Source organism: Kitasatospora sp. NBC_00315 (genome assembly GCF_041435095.1).
GTDB lineage: Bacteria > Actinomycetota > Actinomycetes > Streptomycetales > Streptomycetaceae > Kitasatospora.
Map to the genome: position 1 here is coordinate 2,911,154 of NZ_CP108025.1, position 20,033 is coordinate 2,931,186.

Annotated in this window: 21 protein-coding genes and 4 tRNA genes; 7 read left to right on the plus strand and 18 right to left on the minus strand. The window is 73.2% G+C overall.

Annotation, left to right across the window (positions count from 1 at the left end; all coding sequences use genetic code 11):
- Nucleotides 1-75: 75 nt before the first annotated feature.
- Together recG and OG823_RS11590 are read right to left on the minus strand one after the other, a co-directional pair.
- The gene (recG, locus tag OG823_RS11585; RefSeq protein WP_371484434.1) at nucleotides 76-2,298 is read right to left on the minus strand and encodes an ATP-dependent DNA helicase RecG; all 2,223 of its coding nucleotides are present in this window, start codon (nucleotides 2,296-2,298) and stop codon (nucleotides 76-78) included.
- Between the two features lie 61 nt (nucleotides 2,299-2,359).
- The gene (locus tag OG823_RS11590; protein ID WP_371479395.1) at nucleotides 2,360-4,033 is read right to left on the minus strand and encodes a DAK2 domain-containing protein; all 1,674 of its coding nucleotides are present in this window, start codon (nucleotides 4,031-4,033) and stop codon (nucleotides 2,360-2,362) included.
- 342 nt (nucleotides 4,034-4,375) lie between these two features.
- Here OG823_RS11590 and rpmB point away from each other — a divergent pair, with 342 nt between their 5' ends.
- On the plus strand, nucleotides 4,376-4,561 hold the full coding sequence (rpmB, locus tag OG823_RS11595) for a 50S ribosomal protein L28 (RefSeq protein ID WP_014138233.1): 186 nt from the start codon (nucleotides 4,376-4,378) through the stop codon (nucleotides 4,559-4,561).
- Nucleotides 4,562-4,698: 137 nt separating this feature from the next.
- Here the strand turns inward: rpmB and thiD are convergent, their stop codons facing one another.
- The 3 genes from thiD to OG823_RS11610 form a co-directional block, all read right to left on the minus strand.
- Nucleotides 4,699-5,496: a bifunctional hydroxymethylpyrimidine kinase/phosphomethylpyrimidine kinase gene (gene thiD / locus OG823_RS11600; RefSeq protein ID WP_371479396.1), complete on the minus strand. Its 798-nt coding sequence runs from the start codon at nucleotides 5,494-5,496 to the stop codon at nucleotides 4,699-4,701.
- Nucleotides 5,497-5,519: 23 nt separating this feature from the next.
- Complete coding sequence (locus OG823_RS11605; RefSeq protein ID WP_371479397.1) at nucleotides 5,520-6,545, minus strand: 6-phosphofructokinase; 1,026 nt, start codon at nucleotides 6,543-6,545, stop codon at nucleotides 5,520-5,522.
- 281 nt (nucleotides 6,546-6,826) lie between these two features.
- Nucleotides 6,827-7,804 (minus strand): thiamine-phosphate kinase, encoded by a 978-nt coding sequence (locus OG823_RS11610; RefSeq protein WP_371479398.1) that lies wholly within the window; start codon nucleotides 7,802-7,804, stop codon nucleotides 6,827-6,829.
- Nucleotides 7,805-8,013: 209 nt separating this feature from the next.
- Between OG823_RS11610 and OG823_RS11615 the strand changes: the two genes are divergently transcribed.
- Entirely contained in the window at nucleotides 8,014-8,247 is a 234-nt protein-coding gene (locus OG823_RS11615) for an Lrp/AsnC family transcriptional regulator (RefSeq protein ID WP_371479399.1), read from the plus strand.
- Between the two features lie 20 nt (nucleotides 8,248-8,267).
- Nucleotides 8,268-8,825 (plus strand): DUF3515 domain-containing protein, encoded by a 558-nt coding sequence (locus OG823_RS11620; RefSeq protein WP_371479400.1) that lies wholly within the window; start codon nucleotides 8,268-8,270, stop codon nucleotides 8,823-8,825.
- 36 nt (nucleotides 8,826-8,861) lie between these two features.
- Here OG823_RS11620 and OG823_RS11625 read toward each other — a convergent pair whose 3' ends face one another.
- The 3 genes from OG823_RS11625 to OG823_RS11635 all read right to left on the minus strand — a co-directional run bounded on the left by OG823_RS11625 (nucleotide 8,862) and on the right by OG823_RS11635 (nucleotide 11,967).
- Nucleotides 8,862-10,013, minus strand: coding sequence for a D-alanine--D-alanine ligase family protein (locus tag OG823_RS11625; RefSeq protein ID WP_371479401.1), 1,152 nt, complete (start codon nucleotides 10,011-10,013; stop codon nucleotides 8,862-8,864).
- Between the two features lie 107 nt (nucleotides 10,014-10,120).
- Entirely contained in the window at nucleotides 10,121-11,122 is a 1,002-nt protein-coding gene (locus OG823_RS11630) for an NAD(P)H-dependent glycerol-3-phosphate dehydrogenase (protein WP_371479403.1), read from the minus strand.
- Nucleotides 11,119-11,967 carry a lysophospholipid acyltransferase family protein gene (locus OG823_RS11635; RefSeq protein ID WP_371479404.1) on the minus strand — a complete coding sequence of 283 codons (849 nt, stop codon included), beginning with the start codon at nucleotides 11,965-11,967 and terminating at the stop codon, nucleotides 11,119-11,121. The genes OG823_RS11630 and OG823_RS11635 overlap by 4 nt, the downstream gene beginning before the upstream one ends.
- A gap of 231 nt (nucleotides 11,968-12,198) precedes the next feature.
- On the opposite strand from OG823_RS11635, the gene cofC reads away from it, so the two are divergent.
- Nucleotides 12,199-12,897: a 2-phospho-L-lactate guanylyltransferase gene (gene cofC / locus OG823_RS11640; RefSeq protein ID WP_371479405.1), complete on the plus strand. Its 699-nt coding sequence runs from the start codon at nucleotides 12,199-12,201 to the stop codon at nucleotides 12,895-12,897.
- 82 nt (nucleotides 12,898-12,979) lie between these two features.
- Entirely contained in the window at nucleotides 12,980-13,216 is a 237-nt protein-coding gene (locus OG823_RS11645) for a hypothetical protein (RefSeq protein WP_371479406.1), read from the plus strand.
- Between the two features lie 27 nt (nucleotides 13,217-13,243).
- On the opposite strand, the gene OG823_RS11650 is transcribed toward OG823_RS11645, so the two are convergent.
- Both OG823_RS11650 and OG823_RS11655 read right to left on the minus strand, forming a co-directional pair.
- Nucleotides 13,244-13,597 carry a hypothetical protein gene (locus tag OG823_RS11650; protein WP_371479408.1) on the minus strand — a complete coding sequence of 118 codons (354 nt, stop codon included), beginning with the start codon at nucleotides 13,595-13,597 and terminating at the stop codon, nucleotides 13,244-13,246.
- Nucleotides 13,594-13,845, minus strand: coding sequence for a hypothetical protein (locus OG823_RS11655; protein ID WP_371479409.1), 252 nt, complete (start codon nucleotides 13,843-13,845; stop codon nucleotides 13,594-13,596). The genes OG823_RS11650 and OG823_RS11655 overlap by 4 nt, the downstream gene beginning before the upstream one ends.
- A gap of 136 nt (nucleotides 13,846-13,981) precedes the next feature.
- Between OG823_RS11655 and OG823_RS11660 the strand changes: the two genes are divergently transcribed.
- Nucleotides 13,982-14,743 (plus strand): GntR family transcriptional regulator, encoded by a 762-nt coding sequence (locus OG823_RS11660; RefSeq protein ID WP_371479410.1) that lies wholly within the window; start codon nucleotides 13,982-13,984, stop codon nucleotides 14,741-14,743.
- 162 nt (nucleotides 14,744-14,905) lie between these two features.
- Here the strand turns inward: OG823_RS11660 and OG823_RS11665 are convergent, their stop codons facing one another.
- From OG823_RS11665 to leuC, 4 genes are all read right to left on the minus strand, one after another.
- Nucleotides 14,906-15,619 (minus strand): HU family DNA-binding protein, encoded by a 714-nt coding sequence (locus OG823_RS11665; protein ID WP_371479411.1) that lies wholly within the window; start codon nucleotides 15,617-15,619, stop codon nucleotides 14,906-14,908.
- 133 nt (nucleotides 15,620-15,752) lie between these two features.
- Nucleotides 15,753-16,103, minus strand: a complete 351-nt coding sequence (locus OG823_RS11670) for a hypothetical protein (RefSeq protein WP_371479412.1) — start codon at nucleotides 16,101-16,103, stop codon at nucleotides 15,753-15,755.
- Nucleotides 16,104-16,250: 147 nt separating this feature from the next.
- Nucleotides 16,251-16,847, minus strand: a complete 597-nt coding sequence (gene leuD, locus OG823_RS11675; RefSeq protein ID WP_371479413.1) for a 3-isopropylmalate dehydratase small subunit — start codon at nucleotides 16,845-16,847, stop codon at nucleotides 16,251-16,253.
- 5 nt (nucleotides 16,848-16,852) lie between these two features.
- The gene (gene leuC / locus OG823_RS11680) at nucleotides 16,853-18,274 is read right to left on the minus strand and encodes a 3-isopropylmalate dehydratase large subunit (protein ID WP_371479414.1); all 1,422 of its coding nucleotides are present in this window, start codon (nucleotides 18,272-18,274) and stop codon (nucleotides 16,853-16,855) included.
- A 234-nt stretch (nucleotides 18,275-18,508) separates the two neighbouring features.
- Between leuC and ndgR the strand changes: the two genes are divergently transcribed.
- Complete coding sequence (ndgR, locus tag OG823_RS11685; protein ID WP_266320902.1) at nucleotides 18,509-19,222, plus strand: IclR family transcriptional regulator NdgR; 714 nt, start codon at nucleotides 18,509-18,511, stop codon at nucleotides 19,220-19,222.
- Nucleotides 19,223-19,564: 342 nt separating this feature from the next.
- On the opposite strand, the gene OG823_RS11690 is transcribed toward ndgR, so the two are convergent.
- The 4 genes from OG823_RS11690 to OG823_RS11705 form a co-directional block, all read right to left on the minus strand.
- Nucleotides 19,565-19,639 (minus strand) — tRNA-Gln (locus OG823_RS11690).
- 43 nt (nucleotides 19,640-19,682) lie between these two features.
- Nucleotides 19,683-19,758 (minus strand) — tRNA-Glu (locus OG823_RS11695).
- Between the two features lie 70 nt (nucleotides 19,759-19,828).
- Nucleotides 19,829-19,904 (minus strand) — tRNA-Glu (locus OG823_RS11700).
- A gap of 28 nt (nucleotides 19,905-19,932) precedes the next feature.
- Nucleotides 19,933-20,005, minus strand: a tRNA-Glu gene (locus OG823_RS11705).
- Nucleotides 20,006-20,033 lie beyond the last annotated feature (28 nt).

Consider the following 20,033-nt stretch of genomic DNA (forward strand, 5'->3'; position numbering starts at 1 on the left):
GGGACTCCCCCATTCAAGCGCGGTTCACGGCCGCCCGCGGCACCCGGCGCCCGCCGGGCCCGCCCCGGAGCGCGGTCAGCCCTTCTCCATGTAGGCGGCGCGCTCCTCGTCCAGCAGGCCGGACAGGGCCGTCCGCAGGTCCGGGTGGTCCACCAGCGCGGGGTCGACCGCGACCAGGGCGGTGGCCTCGGCGCGGGCGGTGGTGATGACCTCCTCGTCCTCCAGTACGGAGAGCACCTTGAGCGAGGACTTCACGCCGGACTGGGCCTGGCCCAGCACGTCGCCCTCGCGGCGCTGTTCGAGGTCGATCCGGGAGAGCTCGAAGCCGTCCAGGGTGCCGGCCACCGCGTCCAGCCGGGCCCGGGCCGGGCTGGCCCCGGGCATGTCGCTGACCAGCAGGCACAGGCCCGGCGCGCTGCCCCGGCCGACCCGGCCGCGCAGCTGGTGCAGCTGGGAGACGCCGAACCGGTCGGCGTCCATGATGACCATCGCGGTGGAGTTGGGGACGTTGACCCCGACCTCGATCACCGTGGTGGCGACCAGCACGTCCACCTGTCCGGCCGCGAAGCGGCGCATCACGTCGTCCTTGGCCTCGGGCGGCAGCCTCCCGTGCAGGATCTCGATCCGCAGGCCCGCCAACGGGCCCTTGGCGAGCATGTCGGCGGTCTCCAGCACGGCCAGCGGGGGCCGGCGGTCCTCGCTCGACGCTCCCAGGTCCTCCGGATCGTCGGGCTGGGACCTGCGCCGCTTCGCGGCGGCCTTCGGATCCTGCTCCTCGTCGCCGATCCGCGGACACACCACGTACGCCTGGTGGCCCTTGCCGACCTCCTCGCGCACCCGCTCCCAGGCGCGGGCCAGGAAGTTGGGCTTCTCCACGGCCGGCACCACATGGGTGGAGATGGGTGAGCGGCCGGCCGGGAGCTGGTCCAGCACGGACGTCTCCAGATCGCCGAAGACCGTCATGGCGACGGTGCGCGGGATCGGCGTCGCCGTCATGACCAGCAGGTGCGGCGGTTGTTCGCCCTTGGCGCGCAGCGCGTCGCGCTGCTCCACGCCGAACCGGTGCTGCTCGTCGACGACGACCAGGCCGAGGTCCTGGAACTGGACCTTGTCCTCGATCAGGGCGTGGGTGCCGATGGCGATCCCGGCGTCGCCGCAGGCCATGTCGAGCATCGCCTGCCGCCGGGCGGGCACGCCCATCGAGCCGGTCAGCAGGACGACCCTGGTGGCCAGGTCGGCGCCGCCGAGCATGCCGCCCTGGGCGAGATCGCCCATCATCTCGACGATCGAGCGGTGGTGCTGCTGCGCGAGCACCTCGGTGGGGGCGAGCAGGACGGCCTGGCCCCCGGCGTCGACCACGGTCAGCATGGCGCGCAGCGCGACCATGGTCTTGCCCGAACCGACCTCGCCCTGGAGCAGCCGGTGCATCGGGTGCGAGGTGGCCAGGTCGGCGAAGATCTCGCCGGAGACGTTCCGCTGGCCCTCGGTGAGGGTGAACGGCAGCCGGGCGTCGAAGGCGTCCAGCAGCCCGCCCTCGCGGGCCGGGCGGGGCACCGCGGGCAGGGCGGAGTCGGCGGCCCGGCGCTGGGCCAGGGCGACCTGGAGGACGAAGGCCTCGTCCCAGCGCAGCCGGCCGCGGGCGCGCTCGACGTCGGCCTGGCTCATCGGCCGGTGCACGAGTTCGAGGGCCTCGGGCAGCGGGATCAGGTCGTGCCGCTCGCGCAGGTCGGCGGGCAGCGGTTCGCCGACCCCCTCCCAGCCGGTGGTGGCGAGGCTGTCCAGGGCGGTCCGCACGCAGACGCCGATCGTCCAGGTCTGCACCTTGGCACTGGCCGGGTAGACCGGGATCAGCCGGCCGGCGAACTCGGCGGCCACCGCGGAGTCCGCCTCCTCGTCCAGCAGCTGGTAGTCGGGGGAGACCAGTTGGCGGGTGCGGTTGAACTGGCCGACCTTGCCCGCGAACAGGCCCTGCGCGCCGGGGCGCAGCTCCTTCTGGCGCCAGCCCTGGTTGAAGAACACCAGGCTCAGGTGCCCGCGCCCGTCGGTCACCACGACCTCCAGGCGGTCGCCCCTGCGGCCCCTGAAAGGGATCAGGGTGACCTTCTCGATCCGGGCGAGCACCGTGACGTGCTCGTCGATCTCCAGCTCGTCGAGGCTGGTGAGCTGGCCGCGTTCGGCGTACCGGCGCGGGTAGTGGTGCAGCAGGTCACCGACCGTGTGCAGCTTGAGGCCGTCGGCGAGCACCTTCGCGGTGCGGTCGCCGACGAGCTTGGTCAGGGGTTCGTCGAGTGCGGCCATCACGCCCCAATTGGACACCAACGCACCGACAACCCGGTGCACCGCGCCCTGCTCGATCCCCTCACTCCACGCCGATGAGCAGCGGGGCGGACTCCTGACCGCCCTCGAAGACCACCGCGTCGACCTCCGGACGCTGCCGCCGGGCGTGCGCGACGAGCTGGTCGGCGAGGCCGTCGGGTGCGCCCTCGCCGAGGATCAGGGTGACGAGTTCACCGCCGGCTGCGAGCATCCGGGCCAGCACCGTCTCCCCCGTCCCGGCCAGGTCCGCCCCGATCACGGCGACGTCGCCGTCGATCAGGCCGAGCACGTCACCGGCCTGGCAGACGCCGGCCATCGTCCAGGACTCCCCCTCCGCGACGGCGAGTTCGGCGTACCGGGTGGCGCCGGCCGCGGAGGTCATCGCGACCACGTCCTCGTCGAAGCGGCGGGACGCCTCGTGCACGGCGAGCGCGGCCAGGCCCTGGACGGGCGAGCGGGTGGGCAGCACCGCGATCCGCACGCCCTCCTCGCGCAGCTGGTCGGCGGCCGCGCCGGCGGCGGCGCGCAGTTCGGGGTCGTTCAGCAGCAGGACGAGCTCGCGGGCGCCGGTCCGGCGCACGGCCTCGGCGAGTTCGGCGCTGGCCGGCGGGCGGTCCGGGTCGGCGTGCAGGACGGCCGCGCCGGCCTGCTCGCACAGGTCGGCGAGGCCGGTGCCGCTCACCACGCTGAGCACCGCGCGGGTCCGCGGCCGGCGCTCGCCCCGGGGAGCGCCGTCGGTGCCCGCGCGGGCGGCGGCCTCGGCGAAGTGGGTGATCCGGATCCGGTGCGGGCGCCCGGCCCCGACACCGGCCTCGACGGCGGCGCCGGCGTCGTCCACGTGCACGTGGACGTTCCACAGGCCGTCGCCGCCGCCGACCACCAGGGAGTCCCCGAGCGCCGCCAGGCGCTCCCGCAGGGCCGGCAGCGCCGAGTCCGGAGCGTCGAGCAGGTAGATGACCTCGAAGGCGGGGTGGCCGGGGCCGGGCGGCCGCACGTGCCCCTCGCAGCCGGCCGCGAAGCCCGTCGCGCCGATCGGCGGCAGTGGCTGGTTCAGCGCGAGCGGCCCCATCGGCCGGTGGCCGGCGACGGCGTCGGCGAGTGCGCCGAGGACGGCCACCAGACCGCGGCCGCCGGCGTCCACCACGCCCGCCTCGGCGAGCACGTCGAGCTGCTCTGGCGTGTGGAGCAGGGCCCGCCGGGCGGCCCGGTGGGCGGTGTCGGCGACCTCGGACAGAGCGGCGCCGGCCACGTCCGCCTCCCGGGCGGCGGTGGCGGCCACGGTGAGCAGCGTCCCCTCCACCGGGTCGGCGACGGCCTGGTAGGCGGATTCGGCGGCGCGCGACAGGGCGGCGCGCAGGCGGTCGGCGCCGCCGCCGGCGGCGAGGGCCTCGGCCAGGCCGCGCAGCCACTGGGCGAGGATGACGCCCGAGTTGCCCCGGGCGCCGATCAGCGCGCCCCGGGCCATCGCGCGGACGGCGGTGGCCAGGTCCGGCCCGGTTCCGTCGTCCGCGCCCGGGTCGGTGCCGGGGGCGACGGTGAAGCAGTTCTCGACGGCCGCCGCCGCCGCCTCGACGGTCAGGTAGAGGTTGGTGCCGGTGTCCCCGTCGGGTACGGGGTAGACGTTGAGCGCGTCGATCTCCTCGCGGGCCTGGCCGAGCGAGCCCAGGGCGAGGCGGCACCAGGTCCGCACGGCCGGGGCGTCGAGCGTGTGCAGCACCAGGTCTCCTCCGGATGGGACGCCGCGGATGGCTGTGGGGACGCTGCGGGCGGCGCGGGGCGATGGTGGCAGGTTATCGGGGCGCACCGGGGAAAGCGGCTGGCAGGAGGCCCGGAGCGACGGCCCGTGCGGGCCGGTCGCCGGGGCGTCCGGAGGGCACCGAGGCGGGGTAAACCCTCCGGACGTGGTAGTTTCGTTGAACGGGAGCAAGCGTTGTATGCTCTTCCGGTTGCCTGGAACAGTCCAGGCTCACCCCTCGAACCGGTCCGGTCCACGTGAGTGGCCCGTTGGTTCGGCCGGGGTTTTCGAACGTAAATGATCTGAAGTCTTGGAGTGACTCCTGTGGCTGCCAACTGCGACGTCTGCGGCAAGGGGCCGGGCTTCGGCAACAGCATCTCCCACTCACACCGCCGCACCCCTCGTCGTTGGAACCCCAACATTCAGACGGTGCGCGCTGTGATCGGGCGGACGCCGAAGCGGCTCAACGTCTGCACCTCGTGCATCAAGGCCGGTAAGGTCTCGCGCTGACGCGCAGACCGGTAAGCCGGTCCTCCAGTGAGCTGGTCCATCCCCGGATGGACCGGCTTTCTGTTTTTCCCGGCCGTCACGGCTCGTCCCGCACGAGGTGACCGCACGCCGGCGGCGTCCGCGCGCCCGCGCGGGCGTCAGCGCATGCGCCAGCCGTGGTCGACCGGGCCGATGCCCGCGCCGAGCGCGAAGCCGGCCGCGATCGCGCCGGTGACGTACTCCTTGGCGGCGGCCACCGCCCCGGGCATGTCCCGGCCCTTGGCGAGCTCGGCGGCGATCGCGCTGGCCAGCGTGCAGCCCGTGCCGTGGGTGTGCCGGTTGTCGTAGCGCGGGGCGCGGAACCAGTGCTCCTCCCCCGGGCCGCCGTACAGCAGGTCGGCGGCCTCGCCCTCCAGGTGGCCGCCCTTGACCAGCACCCAGCGCGGGCCGAGGTCGAGCAGCGCGCGGGCGGCGTCCGGCATGTCGGCCTGCCCGGTGACGGTGATCCCGGTGAGCTGCGCCACCTCGTGCAGGTTGGGCGTGGCGAGGGTGGCGACCGGCAGCAGCCGCTCCCGTACGGTGGCGACGGCCTCGGCCGCCAGCAGCGCGTCCCCGTGCTTGGAGACGCCGACGGGGTCGACCACCACCGGGGCGCCGACACCGGCGAGCAGCTCGGAGACGGTCTCGACGAGCTCGATCGAGGCGAGCATGCCGGTCTTCACGGCCTGCACGCCGATGTCGTCGACCACGCTGCGGAACTGGGCCCGGACGGCCTCCGCGGGCAGCTCCCAGTAGCCCTGGACGCCGAGCGAGTTCTGCGCGGTCACCGCGGTGATCACGCTCATGCCGTGGACGCCGAGGGCGAGCATCGCCTTGAGGTCGGCCTGGATGCCCGCCCCGCCGCCGGAGTCGGAGCCGGCGACGGTGAGCACGCGGGGGGGAGCAGTCGAGATCATGGACGCCAACCTACCCGCAGGCGTCACAGCACGGCTTCGGACTCCGCCCAGCGGTCGGCCGGCACCGTCTTGAGCCGGGTGACGGCCTCCGCGATCGGCACCAGCTCGATGCTGCTGCCGCGCAGCGCGGTGAAGTGGCCGAAGGCGCCCTGGTGGACGGCCTCGACGGCGTGCCAGCCGAAGCGGGTGGCGAGCACCCGGTCGAGGGCGGTGGGGGTGCCCCCGCGCTGGGTGTGCCCGAGGATGACCGGCCGGGCCTCCTTGCCGAGCAGGTCCTCCAGCTCGTGGGCGAGCCGGGTGCCGATGCCGCCGAACGTCCGGTGGCCGTACTGGTCGATGTCCCCGTGGTCGAAGCGCATGGTGCCCTCGAGCGGTGCGGCTCCCTCGGCGACGGCGATGATGGCGAACTTCTTGCCGCGCTCGAAGCGGTCCTCGACCATCCGCGCGACGACCTCGATGTCGAAGGGCTTCTCGGGGATGAGGATGCCGTGGGCACCGCCGGCCATGCCCGCGGTGAGGGTGATCCAGCCGGTGTGCCGCCCCATCAGCTCGACCACCATGACGCGCTGGTGCGACTCGGCGGTGGTCTTCAGCCGGTCGATGGCCTCGGTGGCGACGTGCACGGCGGTGTCGAAGCCGAAGGTGACGTCGGTGCAGTCGATGTCGTTGTCGATGGTCTTGGGGACGCCGACCACCGGCAGGCCCGCGTCGCTGAACTTCTTGGCGGCGGTGAGCGTGCCCTCGCCGCCGATCGCGATCAGCGCGTCGATGCCGATGTTGCGGGCCAGCGTGCGGGCGTTCTCGACGGCCCAGGCGATCCGCTCGCGCTGGACCCGCGCCGAGCCGAGGATGGTGCCGCCGAGTGTGAGCAGGCCGGTCACGTCGTCGTGCGAGACGGGCCGGCTGCGGCCCTCGATCAGGCCGAGGAAGCCGTCCTCGATGCCGATGATCTCGTCACCGTGGACGTCGGTGCCCCGGTGCACCACCGAGCGGATCACCGCGTTGAGGCCGGGGCAGTCGCCGCCGCTGGTCAGGACACCGATTCGCATGGTGGCTGTGCTCTCCCGATCCGTGGGCACGCGCCCCCGGGTAGATGGATGCCGACGGTCCGCCGGATCGGCCGTGACCACCCTCCTTGACGGCATGTACCGGACAAAAGGGGTGGGGCCGACAACGACGGCAAGCCTACGCGCTCGCCGGGCCGGCACGACCGCGCCCGGCCCGCGCCCGGCCGGTCGCCGGGGCGCTGCGGAGCAGGTGCGCCCGGGGCCCGGCGCCGGACCGGTGGGCGCGGCGGCCGACGGCGCGTCCGACGGTGCGGCCGACGGCGCTAGTCGGCGAAGTGGTCCCAGCCGCCGACGCGGTCCCAGGGCGCTCCGTCCACGGTGACCCGGCCGCTGGCCGGAGCCGCCCCCGTGCCGCGCACGGCGCGCACCACCTCGCCGATCACCCGCCAGCGGGCGGGCAGGGGGGCGCTCGCCGGGAAGGTCGCCACGATCGCGTGGTCCTCACCGCCGGAGAGCACCCAGACCAGCGGGTCGACACCGACCGCCTGCCCGATGTCGGCCATCTGCGCCGGGACGTCGAAGTCGGCGGCCCGCAGGTCGATGTCGACGCCACTGGCCTTCGCCACGTGGCCGAGGTCGGCGACCAGGCCGTCACTCACGTCGATCATGGCGGTGGCGCCCAGCTCCGCCGCGGCCGGCCCCGCGTGGTAGGGCGGCTCCGGGCGGCGGTGTGCCTCGACGAAGGCCCGCGGCGAGCGGAACCCGCGCTGGAGGACGGTCAGCCCGGCGGCGGACCAGCCGAGCCAGCCGGTCACCGCCACCACGTCCCCGACCTGCGCGCCGGAGCGGACCACCGGGGCCCGCCCCTGGAGGTCGCCGAGCGCGGTGATGGCCAGGGTGATGGTGTCGCCGCGCACCACGTCGCCGCCGACCACGGCCGCGCCCGCCACCTGGCACTCGTCGCGCAGCCCGTCCATCAGTTCGGTGGCCCAGGTGGTGGGCAGGTCGGCGGGGGCGACCAGGCCGAGCAGTATCGCGGTCGGCACCGCGCCCATCGCGGCCACGTCCGCGAGGTTCTGCGCGGCGCACTTGCGCCCGACGTCGTAGGCGGTGGACCAGTCCCGGCGGAAGTGCCGGCCCTCGATCAGCACGTCGGTGGTGGCCACCACCCGGCCGTCCGGCGTCCGGACCACGGCGGCGTCGTCCCCCGGGCCGAGTTCGACCGCCGGGGTGGACTGCAGCCTGGCGGTCAGCTCCTTGATGAGTCCGAACTCGCCGAGCTCGCCCACGGTCCCCTGCATGCGCCGTCCTCTCCCGTCTGGAACACACCGCTGCGCGCGCCGTGTTTCGATCCCGCGCGCAGCGTACGCCCTCCGACGGTGCACGGGTCTCCCCTCCCCGCCCCGCTGCGCGGTAGCGTGGTGATCGGACTGCCGGTGAGCCCGTCCCCCTCCACCACCCCGGGCGATCACGGCGGCGATCTCCGTACCCAGCCGCTCTGGAGGCCCCCGTGGTACAGGCGTACATCCTGATCCAGACCGAGGTGGGCAAGGCCACGTCCGTGGCGCAGTCCATCGCGAGGATCGAAGGCGTCCTCCAGGCCGAGGACGTCACCGGGCCGTACGACGTGATCGTGCGCGCCGAGGCGGACACCGTGGACGACCTGGGGCGGCTGGTGGTCGCGAAGATCCAGCAGGTCGAGGGGATCACCCGGACGCTGACCTGTCCGGTGGTCCATCTGTAGGGCCCCGATACCATCGGCGGGTGACCCGAGCCGACCGCGTCCCCCGCGCCCTCAAGGCCCTGCCCGCACCGCTGAGGTGGCTCTCGGCGCCGGTGGCGCTGCTCGGCTGCGTCGCGCTGCTGGTCGGCAACTGGGGCGCGCCGGCGCAGCCCGCCGCGCCGACCCCGAGGGCGAGCGAGCTGCCGTACTGCGAGGCGTTCGCCCGGGCGCTGCCGCAGAGCCTGCTGGGCCGTGCCCGCACACCCACGGACTCCCCGTTCGTCGCCGTCTGGAACAGCTCGCCGCGGACCGTCGTCCGCTGCGGGGTGCCGCGCCCGGACGGTCTCAACGGGCCCCGTGCGCTGGACAGCGCCCCCGAGGTCAACGGCGTCCAGTGGTTCGACGAGCCGGACGGCGAGGGCGGCTACCGCTTCACCACCGTGCTGCGCTACGCCAACGTCGAGGTGACCGTCCCGGCCGGGGCCTACCCCAACTACGCCGATCCGCTGCCGAGCGTCTCCGACGTGGTGGCGGCCACCGTCCCGATCTGGGGCGAGAAGGCCGGTGCGGCCACGGCGTCGGCCTCCGCCGCGCCCTGACCGCACCGGCCCGTGGCCGTCGGCGTACTGATCGCTTCAGCGCAGACCGGTCGAGCGGCCCAGCGCCGCCCGCAGCAGCCGGTCGATGAGCTCCGGGTACGCCAGACCGCTGGCCTCCCACATCTTGGGGTAGGCCGAGATGGGCGTGAACCCGGGCATGGTGTTGATCTCGTTGACCACCCAGCTGCCGTCCTCCAGCAGGAAGAAGTCCACCCGGGCCAGGCCCTCGCAGCCGAGCGCCTCGAACGCGGCGATCGCCTGGCGGCGGATCTCGGCGGTCTCGGCCTCGGTGAGCCGGGCCGGGATCTGCACCTCGGAGGAGTCGATGTACTTGGCCTCGAAGTCGTAGAACTCGTAGCCGCTGCCGACCACGATCTCGGCGGGGACGCTGGCGCGCGGCCCGTCCTCGAACTCCAGGACGGCGCATTCGATCTCACGGCCGCGGACGCCGGCCTCGACGATCACCTTGGGGTCGTGCCGACGGGCCTCCTCGATCGCCGCGTCCAGCTCGGTGAGGTCCTTGACCTTGGTGATGCCCATGCTGGAGCCGGCCCGGCAGGGCTTGACGAACAGCGGCAGACCGAGCGCGGCGATCCGCGTCCGCGCGGCGGCGCGGCCCTGCTCGGACTCCCAGTCGCGGGGGCGCAGCACCGTGTAGGTGCCCACGCCGATGCCGTGCGACTCCAGGATCCGCTTGGTGAACTCCTTGTCCATGCCGACCGCGCTGGCCAGCACGCCGTTGCCGACGTACGGCACGCCCGAGAGTTCCAGCAGGCCCTGCAGGGTGCCGTCCTCGCCCCAGGGGCCGTGCAGCAGCGGCAGCACCACGTCGACCTCGCCGAGGACCTTGGGCGCGGCGCCCGGCTCGCTCCAGACCACCTCCCGGCTGTCCGGGCCGGTGGGCAGCACGACCTGGCCCTCCAGGGACTCGGCTACCTCGGCCACGTCCGGCAGCCTGCCGTCGGTGATGGCCATCCGGGTGGGGTCGTCACTGACCAGGGCCCAGCGGCCCTCGTGGGTGATGCCGATCGGCAGCACCTCGTACTTGTCGCGGTCGATGGCCCTGAGCACGCTGCCCGCGGTGGAGACCGAGATGGCGTGCTCCGAGCTGCGCCCGCCGAAGACGATCGCCACGCGCGGCTTGGCGGCGGCAGCGGACTGGTTCGGGGGGGTCTGTTCGATGCTCATATCGGCCATGAGACTACCGTGCGACCCTTTGCCTCCGTGTTACCAGCGCGCCGGTCGCCGTTCGCGCCCCCGCCCCACTCGCCGGCGGGCCCCGCGGCGGCCGGACGCTACCGGCGCTCCGCCTTCGCCGAGCGCGCCATCAGCGCCGCCAGCACCTCCTGGGTGGGGCGCCCGTGGTGCACCACGTCCACCACGGCCTGGACGAGCGGCATCTCCACCCCGCTGCGCCGGGCCAGGTCGAGCACCGACTCGCAGGACTTGACGCCCTCGGCGGTCTGGCTGGTGGCGGCGATGGTCTCGGCCAGGGACATCCCGCGGCCCAGGTTGGTGCCGAAGGTGTGGTTGCGCGACAGCGGCGAGGAGCAGGTGGCGACCAGGTCGCCCATCCCGGCGAGCCCGGCGAAGGTGTACGGGTCGGCGCCCAGCGCCTCGCCGAGCCGGGTGATCTCGGCCAGCCCGCGGGTGATCAGCGTCGCCTTGGTGTTGTCGCCCAGCCCCATGCCGTCCGCCATGCCGACCGCCAGACCGATCACGTTCTTGACCGCGCCGCCCAGCTCGCAGCCCACCACGTCGGTGTTGGTGTACGGACGGAAGTACGGCGTGTGGCAGGCCGCCTGGAGCCGCTTGGCGACCAGCTCGTCGGTGCAGGCCACCACGCTCGCCGCGGGCTGCCGGTTGGCGATCTCCCGCGCCAGGTTGGGGCCGCTGACGACCGCCACCCGCTCCGGGCCGACCCCGGCGACCTCGGCGATGACCTCGCTCATCCGCTTCGCGGTGCCGAGCTCGATCCCCTTCATCAGGCTGACCAGCACCGTCTGCGGCTCCAGCAGCGGCGTCCAGGCGGCGAGGTTCTCCCGCAGGGTCTGCGAGGGCACCGTGAGGAACGCGAAGTCGGCGCCGGCCAGCGCGGCGGCCGCGTCGGTGGTCGCCGTGACCGCACCGGGAAGCGTGACACCCGGCAGGTAGTCCGGGTTGACGTGCGTCGCGTTGATCGCGTCGACCAGCTCGGGGCGGCGGCCCCAGAGGGTCACCTCGCAGCCCGCGTCGGCGAGGATCATCGCGAACGCGGTCCCCCAGGAACCGGCACTGAACACGGCGCAACGGGTCACTTGCTGTTCTCCTCGGTGGTGCTGTCGTCGGTGCCGCCCACGCTGCGGGCGCCGGCGGCCCGGTGGCGTTCGGCGGTGGCCTTGACCGCACGGGCCCGGGCGGCCGTCCGCATGTCGTACCGCTCGGCCGGCGGCTGCTCGCCGCGGATCCCGGCCAGCACCTCGGTGATAGCCGCCATGATGTCCTCGGTGGCGTCGCGCAGGACCTTCGGGGTCAGCTCCTGCCCCTGGTAGCGGCTGAGGTCCACCGGCGGCCCGGCCGCCACGACCACCTTGTGCCGCGGGAACAGGCTGACCCGGCCCTTGCCGGCGGTGCCCCGCCCGTACGGCGGGATGATCTCGTGGGCGCCCCAGTGCGCGACCGGGATGACCGGCGCGCCGGTCATCAGCGCGACCCTGGCCACCCCGCTCTTGCCGGTCATCGGCCAGAGGTCCGGATCGCGGGTGAGCGTGCCCTCCGGGTAGAACTGCACGCACTGCCCGCCGTTGACCGCGTCGATGGCCGCCCTGAACGCCTGCGCGGCGTCGGTCGACTCGCGGAACACCGGGATCTGGCCGGTCTTGCGCAGCATGAAGCCGATGAACGGCACCGAGAACAGCGAGGACTTGCCCAGTATCCGCGGCGGGCGCCCGCTGTTGTACTGCCAGTGCGCGTAGACCACCGGGTCGATGATCGAGTTGTGGTTGACCGCCGCGAGGAAGCCGCCGTCCTTGGGGAGGTGCTCCCATCCCCTCCAGTCCGGCTTCACCAGCGCGGTCGTCACGGGCTTGACCAGCACGGCCGCGAAGCGGTACCAGATGCCGTAATCGGCGTTGCCGAAGCCGGCGTACGAGCGGCGGGCCACCCCAGGTCCTCCTTGTCCGGTGCGACACGTGGGGTGCCGCAGGTCAGTCGCCCCCGGTGTCCCCGGCCGGGGGGCCGGCGCTCGGATCCGAGCGCGGAACAGTCTCGCCCGACCGCTCACCGGCTGTCGAGCGAACCCCTTCGGGCCGGCCCGGCTCACGTGACCAATCGCACGCCAGCCCGGGGCGGGCCGCCTGGCGGGGGCTCCGGGACCGGCGCCACAATGGCGCCGATGACCCTGGACACGGTACGCCCCGACGGCGCCCTCCTGCCCCCCGCACCCGCCACCGGGTGGGCGCTGGTGCTTCCGCTCAAGTCGCTGGCGCTCGCCAAGAGCCGGCTAGGCCCGTTCGCGGGGCCGCACCGCGCCGACCTGGCACTGGCGTTCGCCCTCGACACCGTCACCGCCGCGCTGGCCTGCCCGGGCGTGTCCCGGGTGGTGGTGGTGACCGGCGACCGACCGGCCGGCGAGCGACTGGCCGCGCTCGGCGCACTGGTGGTCGGCGACGAACCCGGGGGCGGCCTCAACCCCGCGCTGGCGCACGGCGCCTCGTACGCCCGGGCGCTCCACCCGCACGCCCCGCTGGCCGCCCTCTCCGCCGACCTGCCCGCGCTGCGCCCGGCCGAACTCGCTCGTGTCCTCGCGGCGGTGCCCGCCACCGGCCGGGCCTTTCTGGCCGACTCCCCCGGGTTCGGCACCACGCTGCTGGCCTGCGCGCCCCGGGCTGCGCTGGCACCCGCCTTCGGCGACGGGTCCAGGGCCCGCCACGCGGCCGGCGGCGCCCGGGAGATCCTGCTGCCCGACGTCCCCTCGGTGCGGCGCGACGTGGACACCGGCGAGGATCTGCTGGAGGCGCTCGCGCTCGGGGTGGGCCCGCACACGACGGCGGCCGCCGCCGCGCTGGCCCGAACGGGAGCGCGCCCGGCGTGAGGGGCCCCGGGGGACCGGCCGTCAGCTGCGCCCGGGACGGCGGCGCCCCGGGCCGGGCACCCCGCCTCGATATGCTGCACGCATGCAGGCCACCGCGTTCACCTTCGACCCCGACACCCGCGCGGGCTCCGTGCTGCTCGACGACGGCACCCCGGTGCCGTTCGGCGCCGCCGCCTTCGACGCCGGCGGCCTGCGGCTGCTGCGCCCCGGGCAACGCGTGCGGATCCGCACCGAGGGCGACGGCGAGGCCCGCCGGGTGGTCTTCGTGACCCTGCAGACCTTCCCCGACCCGGGGGCCGGGGCGCCCCTTACGGCCTAGGCCGGAGCCGCCGCGACGCCCCGGGCGTCAGTGCGCCGGCGTGACCCGGACCGAGTGCAGCCGGCCGGCCATCCGGAAGGTCAGGCTCAACTCGCCGTCCCGCTCGATGGATTCCTCGATCCTCGCGACCGCTCCGGGTCCCAGGAAGTAGCGGTACGCCTCGTACTGGGTCCAGCCCAGCGGCAGCACCCGCATCGCCTCCCACAGCGCCGCCACCGCGTCGGCGGCCCGGCCGAACGTCGCCGGCGGCGTGATGTCCTCGATCTCCACCGTCACCGCCCCTCCGGGCGACCACCGGCGGCCTGCTCCCGTGCGCCCGCTCCGGGCCCCGTTCACCGTGGCCCCGGTCGTCGCGGCGTCGTCCACCGTGGCGTCGTTCACGCTGACTGCTCCCGGTCCTCGTCGAGTTCGGCCCAGACGGCCTGGGCCGCTTCGCTGTACTGGTGCCCGTAGCGGTCGGCCCCGGCCAGTGCGTCGAGCACCGCCCGGTGGGCCTCGTCGCTGAGATGTCCGGGCAGTGCCGCCTCGACCCGGTAGCCGCCCGCCGTGCCACGGCGGACGCGCGCCCTGGCGCCGGTGGCCACGGCGAGACGAAAGGCAAGGTCAAACGCCTTGGTGTGGGCGCGCACCGACTCTCCCGCGAGCGATAGTCACGGACGGTAAATCTAAAGCATTAGATTCCACCTGATGCATTAGATTTGTCAACGCTGAATCACCGCCCTGCCGGTCCGGGCAGCGGCGGAGCCCGCCGCCCGGGAGAGCCAGATGCCCTCAGAGGTGCCCCCGTACCAGCAGATCTCGGACGACCTGCGCCGACGCGTCACCGAGGGCGAGTGGGGCCCCGGCGAGCGCCTTCCCTCCCGCGCCCAGCTCGCCCTGGCCTACGGGGTGGGCGCCAACGTCCTGCAGCGGGCGCAGGAGCGCCTGATCACCGAGGGCCTGCTGGAGGGGCGCGCGGGCTCCGGAACGTACGTCAGGACACCCACCGAGCGCTCCCGGATGGTCCGGACCCGGCACGGCGAGCGGCGCGGAGATTCACCCTTCCGAGCGGACCTGCGGGAACGCGGGCGCACCGGCAGCTGGGAGTCCAACAGTTACGTGCGGACCCCGGCGCCGGAGCACGTCGCCGCGCGGCTCGGGATCGCACCGGGCGAACTCACCGTCCGCACCTGCTACGAGTTCCTCGTCGACGGCCGCCCCGCGCAGCTCGCCGAGAGCTGGGAGCCGATGGCCGTCACCGGCGGGACGCCGGTCCTGATGCCCGAGTTCGGGCCGCTGGCCGGCCGGGGCGTGGTGGAGCGGATGGCCTCGATCGGCGTCGTGGTGGACTTCGCGGTCGAGGTACCGCGTCCGGGCCGCGCCACGGCCGACCAGGCCAATCTGCTCGGAATCTCGACCGGTGACCTGGTCACCCTGGTCGAACGGACTTACTTCGATCCGGACGGACGAGCGGTGGAGACCGCCGACATCGTCATCCCGGACACGTTGTGGGAAATCGCGTACGAGTTCCCCGTCGAACGCCGTTAGCGGCCGCCCCCGGGGGCCGCGCCGCCGGAACGAAAAGAGCCGTGGCGGCCCGCCACCCGGAATTCCGAGTGTGCGGGCCGCCACGGCTCACGACCCCGGGGGGTCGTCGCCCGGAGGCGTCCGGGCGGGTGCGCCCGGATACCGCTGAGGACTTCGCGCGCGTTACTTCGCGGTGGTCTTGCGGGCGGTGGTCTTGCGCGTGGTGGTCTTCTTGGCCGGGGCGGTCTTCTTGACCGCGGTGGCCTTCTTCGCCGTGGTGGTCTTCTTGGCGGCGGCGGCCGGGGTGGCCGCGGTCTTCTTGACGGTGGCCGCCTTCTTGGCGGTGGTGGCCGTGGTCTTCTTCGCGGCGGCGGTGGTGGTCGCCTTCTTGACCGCGGCCGCCTTCTTGGCGGTGGTGGCCGTGGTCTTCTTCGCGGCGGCGGCGGTGGTGGTGGCCGTCTTCTTCGCGGCGGTCTTCCTCGTCGCGGCCGGGGCGGCGGCGGCCGCGGTCGCGGCGCGCTTGGTGGCGGCACGCTTCACGGCGGCGGTGGTGCCGGACTTGCCCGGGGTGAGGGAACCCTTGGGGGCCTTCTTGACCGAGGGGCCCTCCTTCGGCAGCTTCTTGCTGCCGCTCACCAGGTCCTTGAAGCCCTGGCCGGGGCGGAAGCGGGGCACCGAGGTCTTCTTGACCTTGACCTTCTCGCCGGTCTGCGGGTTGCGGGCGAAGCGCGCGGAGCGCTCCACCTTCTCGAAGGTGCCGAAACCGGTGACCGACACCCGGTCACCCGCCACAACGGCACGCACCATGGTGTCGAGCACTGCGTCGACGGCCTCTGCGGCAGCCTTGCGACCGCCCAGCTGCTCGGCCACCGCTTCGACAAGCTGAGCCTTGTTCACGTCTTCCCCTTCAGAAACGGGCGCCGGATGATTCCATCCGTTCAATTCGCACGTTAGGTATGTATCTGCGGACTTTCAATTACCAAACGCGCGAATCACCCTAGTGTCGCAATGGATTTGCGCGTCTGCGACCTCAGCGGACGGGCGGGGGCCCCTCGTCGAGGTCCTGGACAAAGCGACTCAACCGCCGTGCCGCCTCCGGAAGATCGCGCTTGGCGGCCTCGGTGACGGTCAGCAGCTGACGGGTGAGAGCGGTCTTCGCATCGGCAGACACGTTCAGCGCATGCACGCGGGCGTGAGCTTGCTTCAACCGCTCGGCCACGAGCGCGAAGAGCGCTGCGACTTCCGGGTCGTCCGGCACCTCGTCGAACGAGGTGCCGTCGTCGTCCGGCCGATCGTCAATTCGGCGTTCGGCTCGCCGGCCCGCGGTCTCCGACGACGCGGGTTCGGGGCCCGCGTACGGAGGTTCATGGTGCCGGTGCATGTACTGATTGTGCCATCTGCACGGAGTTGTGCTGCGCGCGGGTTTATCCGCAGCCCACGTCAGGCCCTAAGTCGGGCCTGCACAAGCGGATGGCCCGCCCCCCCGAGGGGGGACGGGCCATCCGGTGAAGCATGGGCAATGACGGTCTCAGGCGACCGGCAGCGTACGCGGTTTGAAGGCCGGGCGGGTGGTCTCGAACGCCGCGATGTCACCCTCGTTCCGCAGGGTGATGCTGATGTCGTCGAGGCCGTTCAGCAGCCGCCAGCGGACGTTGTCGTCCAGCTCGAAAGCGGCCGTGATGCCCTCGGCGCGCACCTCGCGGGCCTCCAGGTCCACCGTGATCTCGGCGGTCGGGTCGGCCTCCGTGAGGGCCCACAGCTGCTCCACGGTCTCCTGCGGCAGCAGCACCGTGAGCAGGCCGTTCTTCAGCGAGTTGCCGCGGAAGATGTCGGCGAAGCGCGAGGAGATGACGGCGTGGAAGCCGTAGTTCTGCAGCGCCCAGACGGCGTGCTCGCGGGAGGAGCCGGTGCCGAACTCGGGGCCGGTCACCAGGACGGTAGCGCCGCTGCGCTCGGGCTGGTTGAGGACGAACGCCTCGTCCTTGCGCCACGCCTCGAACAGGCCGCCCTCGAAGCCGGTGCGGGTGACCTTCTTCAGCCAGTGGGCCGGGATGATCTGGTCGGTGTCCACGTTGCTGCGACGCAGCGGGACGGCGCGACCGGTGTGGGTGGTGAACTTCTCCATGCTGCTCAGGCCTCCACAGCGATGTCGGACGAGAGGTCGGCGGGTGCGGCCAGCCGGCCCAGCAGTGCGGTGGCGGCGGCGACCTGGGGCGAGACCAGGTGGGTGCGTCCGCCCTTGCCCTGCCGGCCCTCGAAGTTGCGGTTCGAGGTCGAGGCGCAACGCTCGCCGGGGGCCAGCTGGTCGGGGTTCATGCCCAGGCACATCGAGCAGCCCGCGTGCCGCCATTCGGCGCCGGCGGCGGTGAAGACCTTGTCCAGGCCCTCCTCGACGGCCTGCAGGGCGACCCGGACCGAACCGGGGACGACCAGCATCCGCACGCCGTCGGCGATGGTGCGGCCGTCCAGGATGGCCGCGGCGGCGCGCAGGTCCTCGATCCGGCCGTTGGTGCAGGAGCCGACGAAGACGGCGTCGACCTTGACCTCGCGCAGCGGCGTACCGGCCTCCAGGCCCATGTACTTGAGCGCGTTCTCGGCCGCCACCCGCTCCTGTGGGTCGGCGAACGAGGCCGGGTCCGGCACGTCGGCGCCGAGCGGGGCGCCCTGGCCCGGGTTGGTGCCCCAGGTGACGAACGGGGTCAGCTGGGTGGCGTCGATGAAGATCTCGTGGTCGAAGACCGCGTCCTCGTCGGTGCCCAGCGTCTTCCAGTACTCGACCGCGGCGTCCCAGTCCTCGCCCCGGGGGGCGTGCGGGCGACCCTCCAGGTAGTCGAAGGTGGTCTGGTCCGGGGCGATCATGCCGGCCCGGGCGCCCGCCTCGATGGACATGTTGCAGATGGTCATCCGGGCCTCCATGGAGAGGCCGCGGATCGCGGAGCCGCGGTACTCCAGGACGTAGCCCTGGCCGCCGCCGGTGCCGATCCTGGTGATGATGGCGAGGATCAGGTCCTTGGCGGTGACGCCCTCGGGCAGCTCGCCCTCGACCGTGATGGCCATCGTCCTGAACGGGGCCAGCGGCAGCGTCTGCGTGGCCAGCACGTGCTCGACCTGGCTGGTGCCGATGCCGAACGCCAGTGCGCCGAAGGCGCCGTGGGTGGAGGTGTGCGAGTCGCCGCAGACCACGGTGGTGCCCGGCTGGGTCAGGCCCAGCTGGGGCCCCACCACGTGGACGACGCCCTGCTCGATGTCGCCCAGCGAGTGGATGCGCACCCCGAACTCGGCCGCGTTGCGGCGCAGCGTCTCCAGCTGCACGCGCGAGACCGGGTCGGCGATCGGCTTGTCGATGTCGACGGTGGGGGTGTTGTGGTCCTCGGTGGCGATCGTGAGGTCGGTCCGGCGGACCTTGCGACCGGCCAGCCGGAGGCCGTCGAAGGCCTGCGGGCTGGTCACCTCGTGCAGCAGGTGCAGATCGATGAAGAGCAGGTCGGGCTCGCCCTCGGCGCGCCGGACGACATGGTCGTCCCAGACCTTCTCTGCGAGTGTCCGTCCCATCGGATTCCCTCCAGCCGGCCGCTCTGCCGGCCTTCTCGTGTGGTCGAGGTCACTGCCTGTCGTCGCCCTGGTCAGGCTCGTCTCGGGCGACCTGCACACCGGTTCTCGGTCCCCCGGGCGCGCCGCTGTTGTCGGCGGCCACAGGGGGCGTCTTCCGGGCTGCTTCCTCAAGAGTGGCGCTTTTCCTGGAAGATTGAACTTGCGTCTCGCGGAATGAGACTGCAGTATCAGGGCATGGACAACTCTAGCGGCGTCGGCGTTCTCGACAAGGCCGCTCTGGTGCTGAGCGCACTGGAGTCGGGCCCCGCCACGTTGGCGGGGCTGGTCGCCGCCACCGGCTTGGCGCGGCCCACCGCCCACCGACTCGCCGTCGCACTCGAACACCACCGCCTGGTCACCAGGGACATGCAGGGCCGTTTCATCCTCGGCCCCCGACTCTCCGAACTCTCCGCCGCGGCGGGCGAGGACCGGCTGCTCGCCACCGCGGGCCCGGTCCTGACCCACCTGCGCGACGTCACCGGCGAGAGCGCACAGCTCTACCGCCGGCAGGGCGAGATGCGGATCTGCGTCGCCGCCGCCGAGCGACTCTCCGGCCTGCGGGACACCGTCCCGGTCGGCAGCACCCTGCCGATGAAGGCCGGCTCCGCCGCGCAGGTCCTGCTGGCGTGGGAGGAGCCCGAGCGCCTCCACCGGGGCCTGCAGGGGGCCCGGTTCACCGCCACCGCGCTGAGCGGCGTCCGGCGCCGCGGCTGGGCCCAGTCGATCGGCGAGCGCGAGCCGGGCGTGGCCTCCGTCTCGGCGCCCGTGCGGGGCCCCTCCAACCGCGTGGTGGCCGCCGTCTCGGTCTCCGGTCCCATCGAGCGCCTCACCCGGCACCCGGGGCGCATGCACGCCCAGGCCATCATCGAGGCCGCCAACCGGCTCACCGAGGCCCTGCGCCGTAGCTGAACACCCCCGTCCGCCCTCCGCCCTCCGCAGAACGGTCCCGCCCGGCACACCGGGCGGGACCTCTTCGTGCGCGGGGACGGCCGGCGGGGACGGCCGGTGGGGACGGCCTGCGGGAACGGACCGCGGACGGACGCGGATCGAAACGGACGGCCGGACGGTCCGGCGGCGGCCGGACGGACTGCCGGCGGGATCACCCGAGCGGAAAGCCATCGGGTGGAGAGCGGTCGACGGGCGCTCCGGGGAACCGCCCGCCGAGAACGGGGCGACCGAACAGCCCCGCGAAATACCGGCGAATGCACAAGAACCCCGGTGGTCACCGGGGTTCTCGAATTTCCGTACTTCTGGCTGGGGTACCAGGACTCGAACCTAGACTAAATGAACCAGAATCACTCGTGCTGCCAATTACACCATACCCCAACAAAGCATTCAGCCGATGGGCTTGCCCACCGGCTTACTGCTCTGGTACCCCCGACCGGATTCGAACCGGCGCTACTGCCGTGAGAGGGCAGCGTGCTAGGCCGCTACACAACGGGGGCAAACTTGGTGATCCCGACTTCGCCGCCTCCGGGGTTTCACATCGTCCGGATGGTGACAGTGGTAAGGATCTGGTACCCCCGACCGGATTCGAACCGGCGCTACTGCCGTGAGAGGGCAGCGTGCTAGGCCGCTACACAACGGGGGCATTTCTCGCAGGAGTCTCACGACTCCGGTACCCCCGACCGGATTCGAACCGGCGCTACTGCCGTGAGAGGGCAGCGTGCTAGGCCGCTACACAACGGGGGCTTGTACTGCTGGGTGACACCTGTACTGC

Bases quoted from the DNA above. Each gene is read 5' to 3' on its own strand.
- thiD (WP_371479396.1), bottom strand. From the start codon at position 5,496: ATGATCTCGACTGCTCCCCCCCGCGTGCTCACCGTCGCCGGCTCCGAC.
- OG823_RS11610 (WP_371479398.1), bottom strand. From the start codon at position 7,804: ATGCAGGGGACCGTGGGCGAGCTCGGCGAGTTCGGACTCATCAAGGAG.
- OG823_RS11645 (WP_371479406.1), top strand. From the start codon at position 12,980: ATGCAGGCCACCGCGTTCACCTTCGACCCCGACACCCGCGCGGGCTCC.
- OG823_RS11625 (WP_371479401.1), bottom strand. From the start codon at position 10,013: ATGAGCATCGAACAGACCCCCCCGAACCAGTCCGCTGCCGCCGCCAAG.
- OG823_RS11605 (WP_371479397.1), bottom strand. From the start codon at position 6,545: ATGCGAATCGGTGTCCTGACCAGCGGCGGCGACTGCCCCGGCCTCAAC.
- ndgR (WP_266320902.1), top strand. From the start codon at position 18,509: ATGGACAACTCTAGCGGCGTCGGCGTTCTCGACAAGGCCGCTCTGGTG.
- leuD (WP_371479413.1), bottom strand. From the start codon at position 16,847: ATGGAGAAGTTCACCACCCACACCGGTCGCGCCGTCCCGCTGCGTCGC.
- leuC (WP_371479414.1), bottom strand. From the start codon at position 18,274: ATGGGACGGACACTCGCAGAGAAGGTCTGGGACGACCATGTCGTCCGG.
- recG (WP_371484434.1), bottom strand. From the start codon at position 2,298: ATGGCCGCACTCGACGAACCCCTGACCAAGCTCGTCGGCGACCGCACC.
- cofC (WP_371479405.1), top strand. From the start codon at position 12,199: ATGACCCTGGACACGGTACGCCCCGACGGCGCCCTCCTGCCCCCCGCA.
- OG823_RS11660 (WP_371479410.1), top strand. From the start codon at position 13,982: ATGCCCTCAGAGGTGCCCCCGTACCAGCAGATCTCGGACGACCTGCGC.
- OG823_RS11670 (WP_371479412.1), bottom strand. From the start codon at position 16,103: ATGCACCGGCACCATGAACCTCCGTACGCGGGCCCCGAACCCGCGTCG.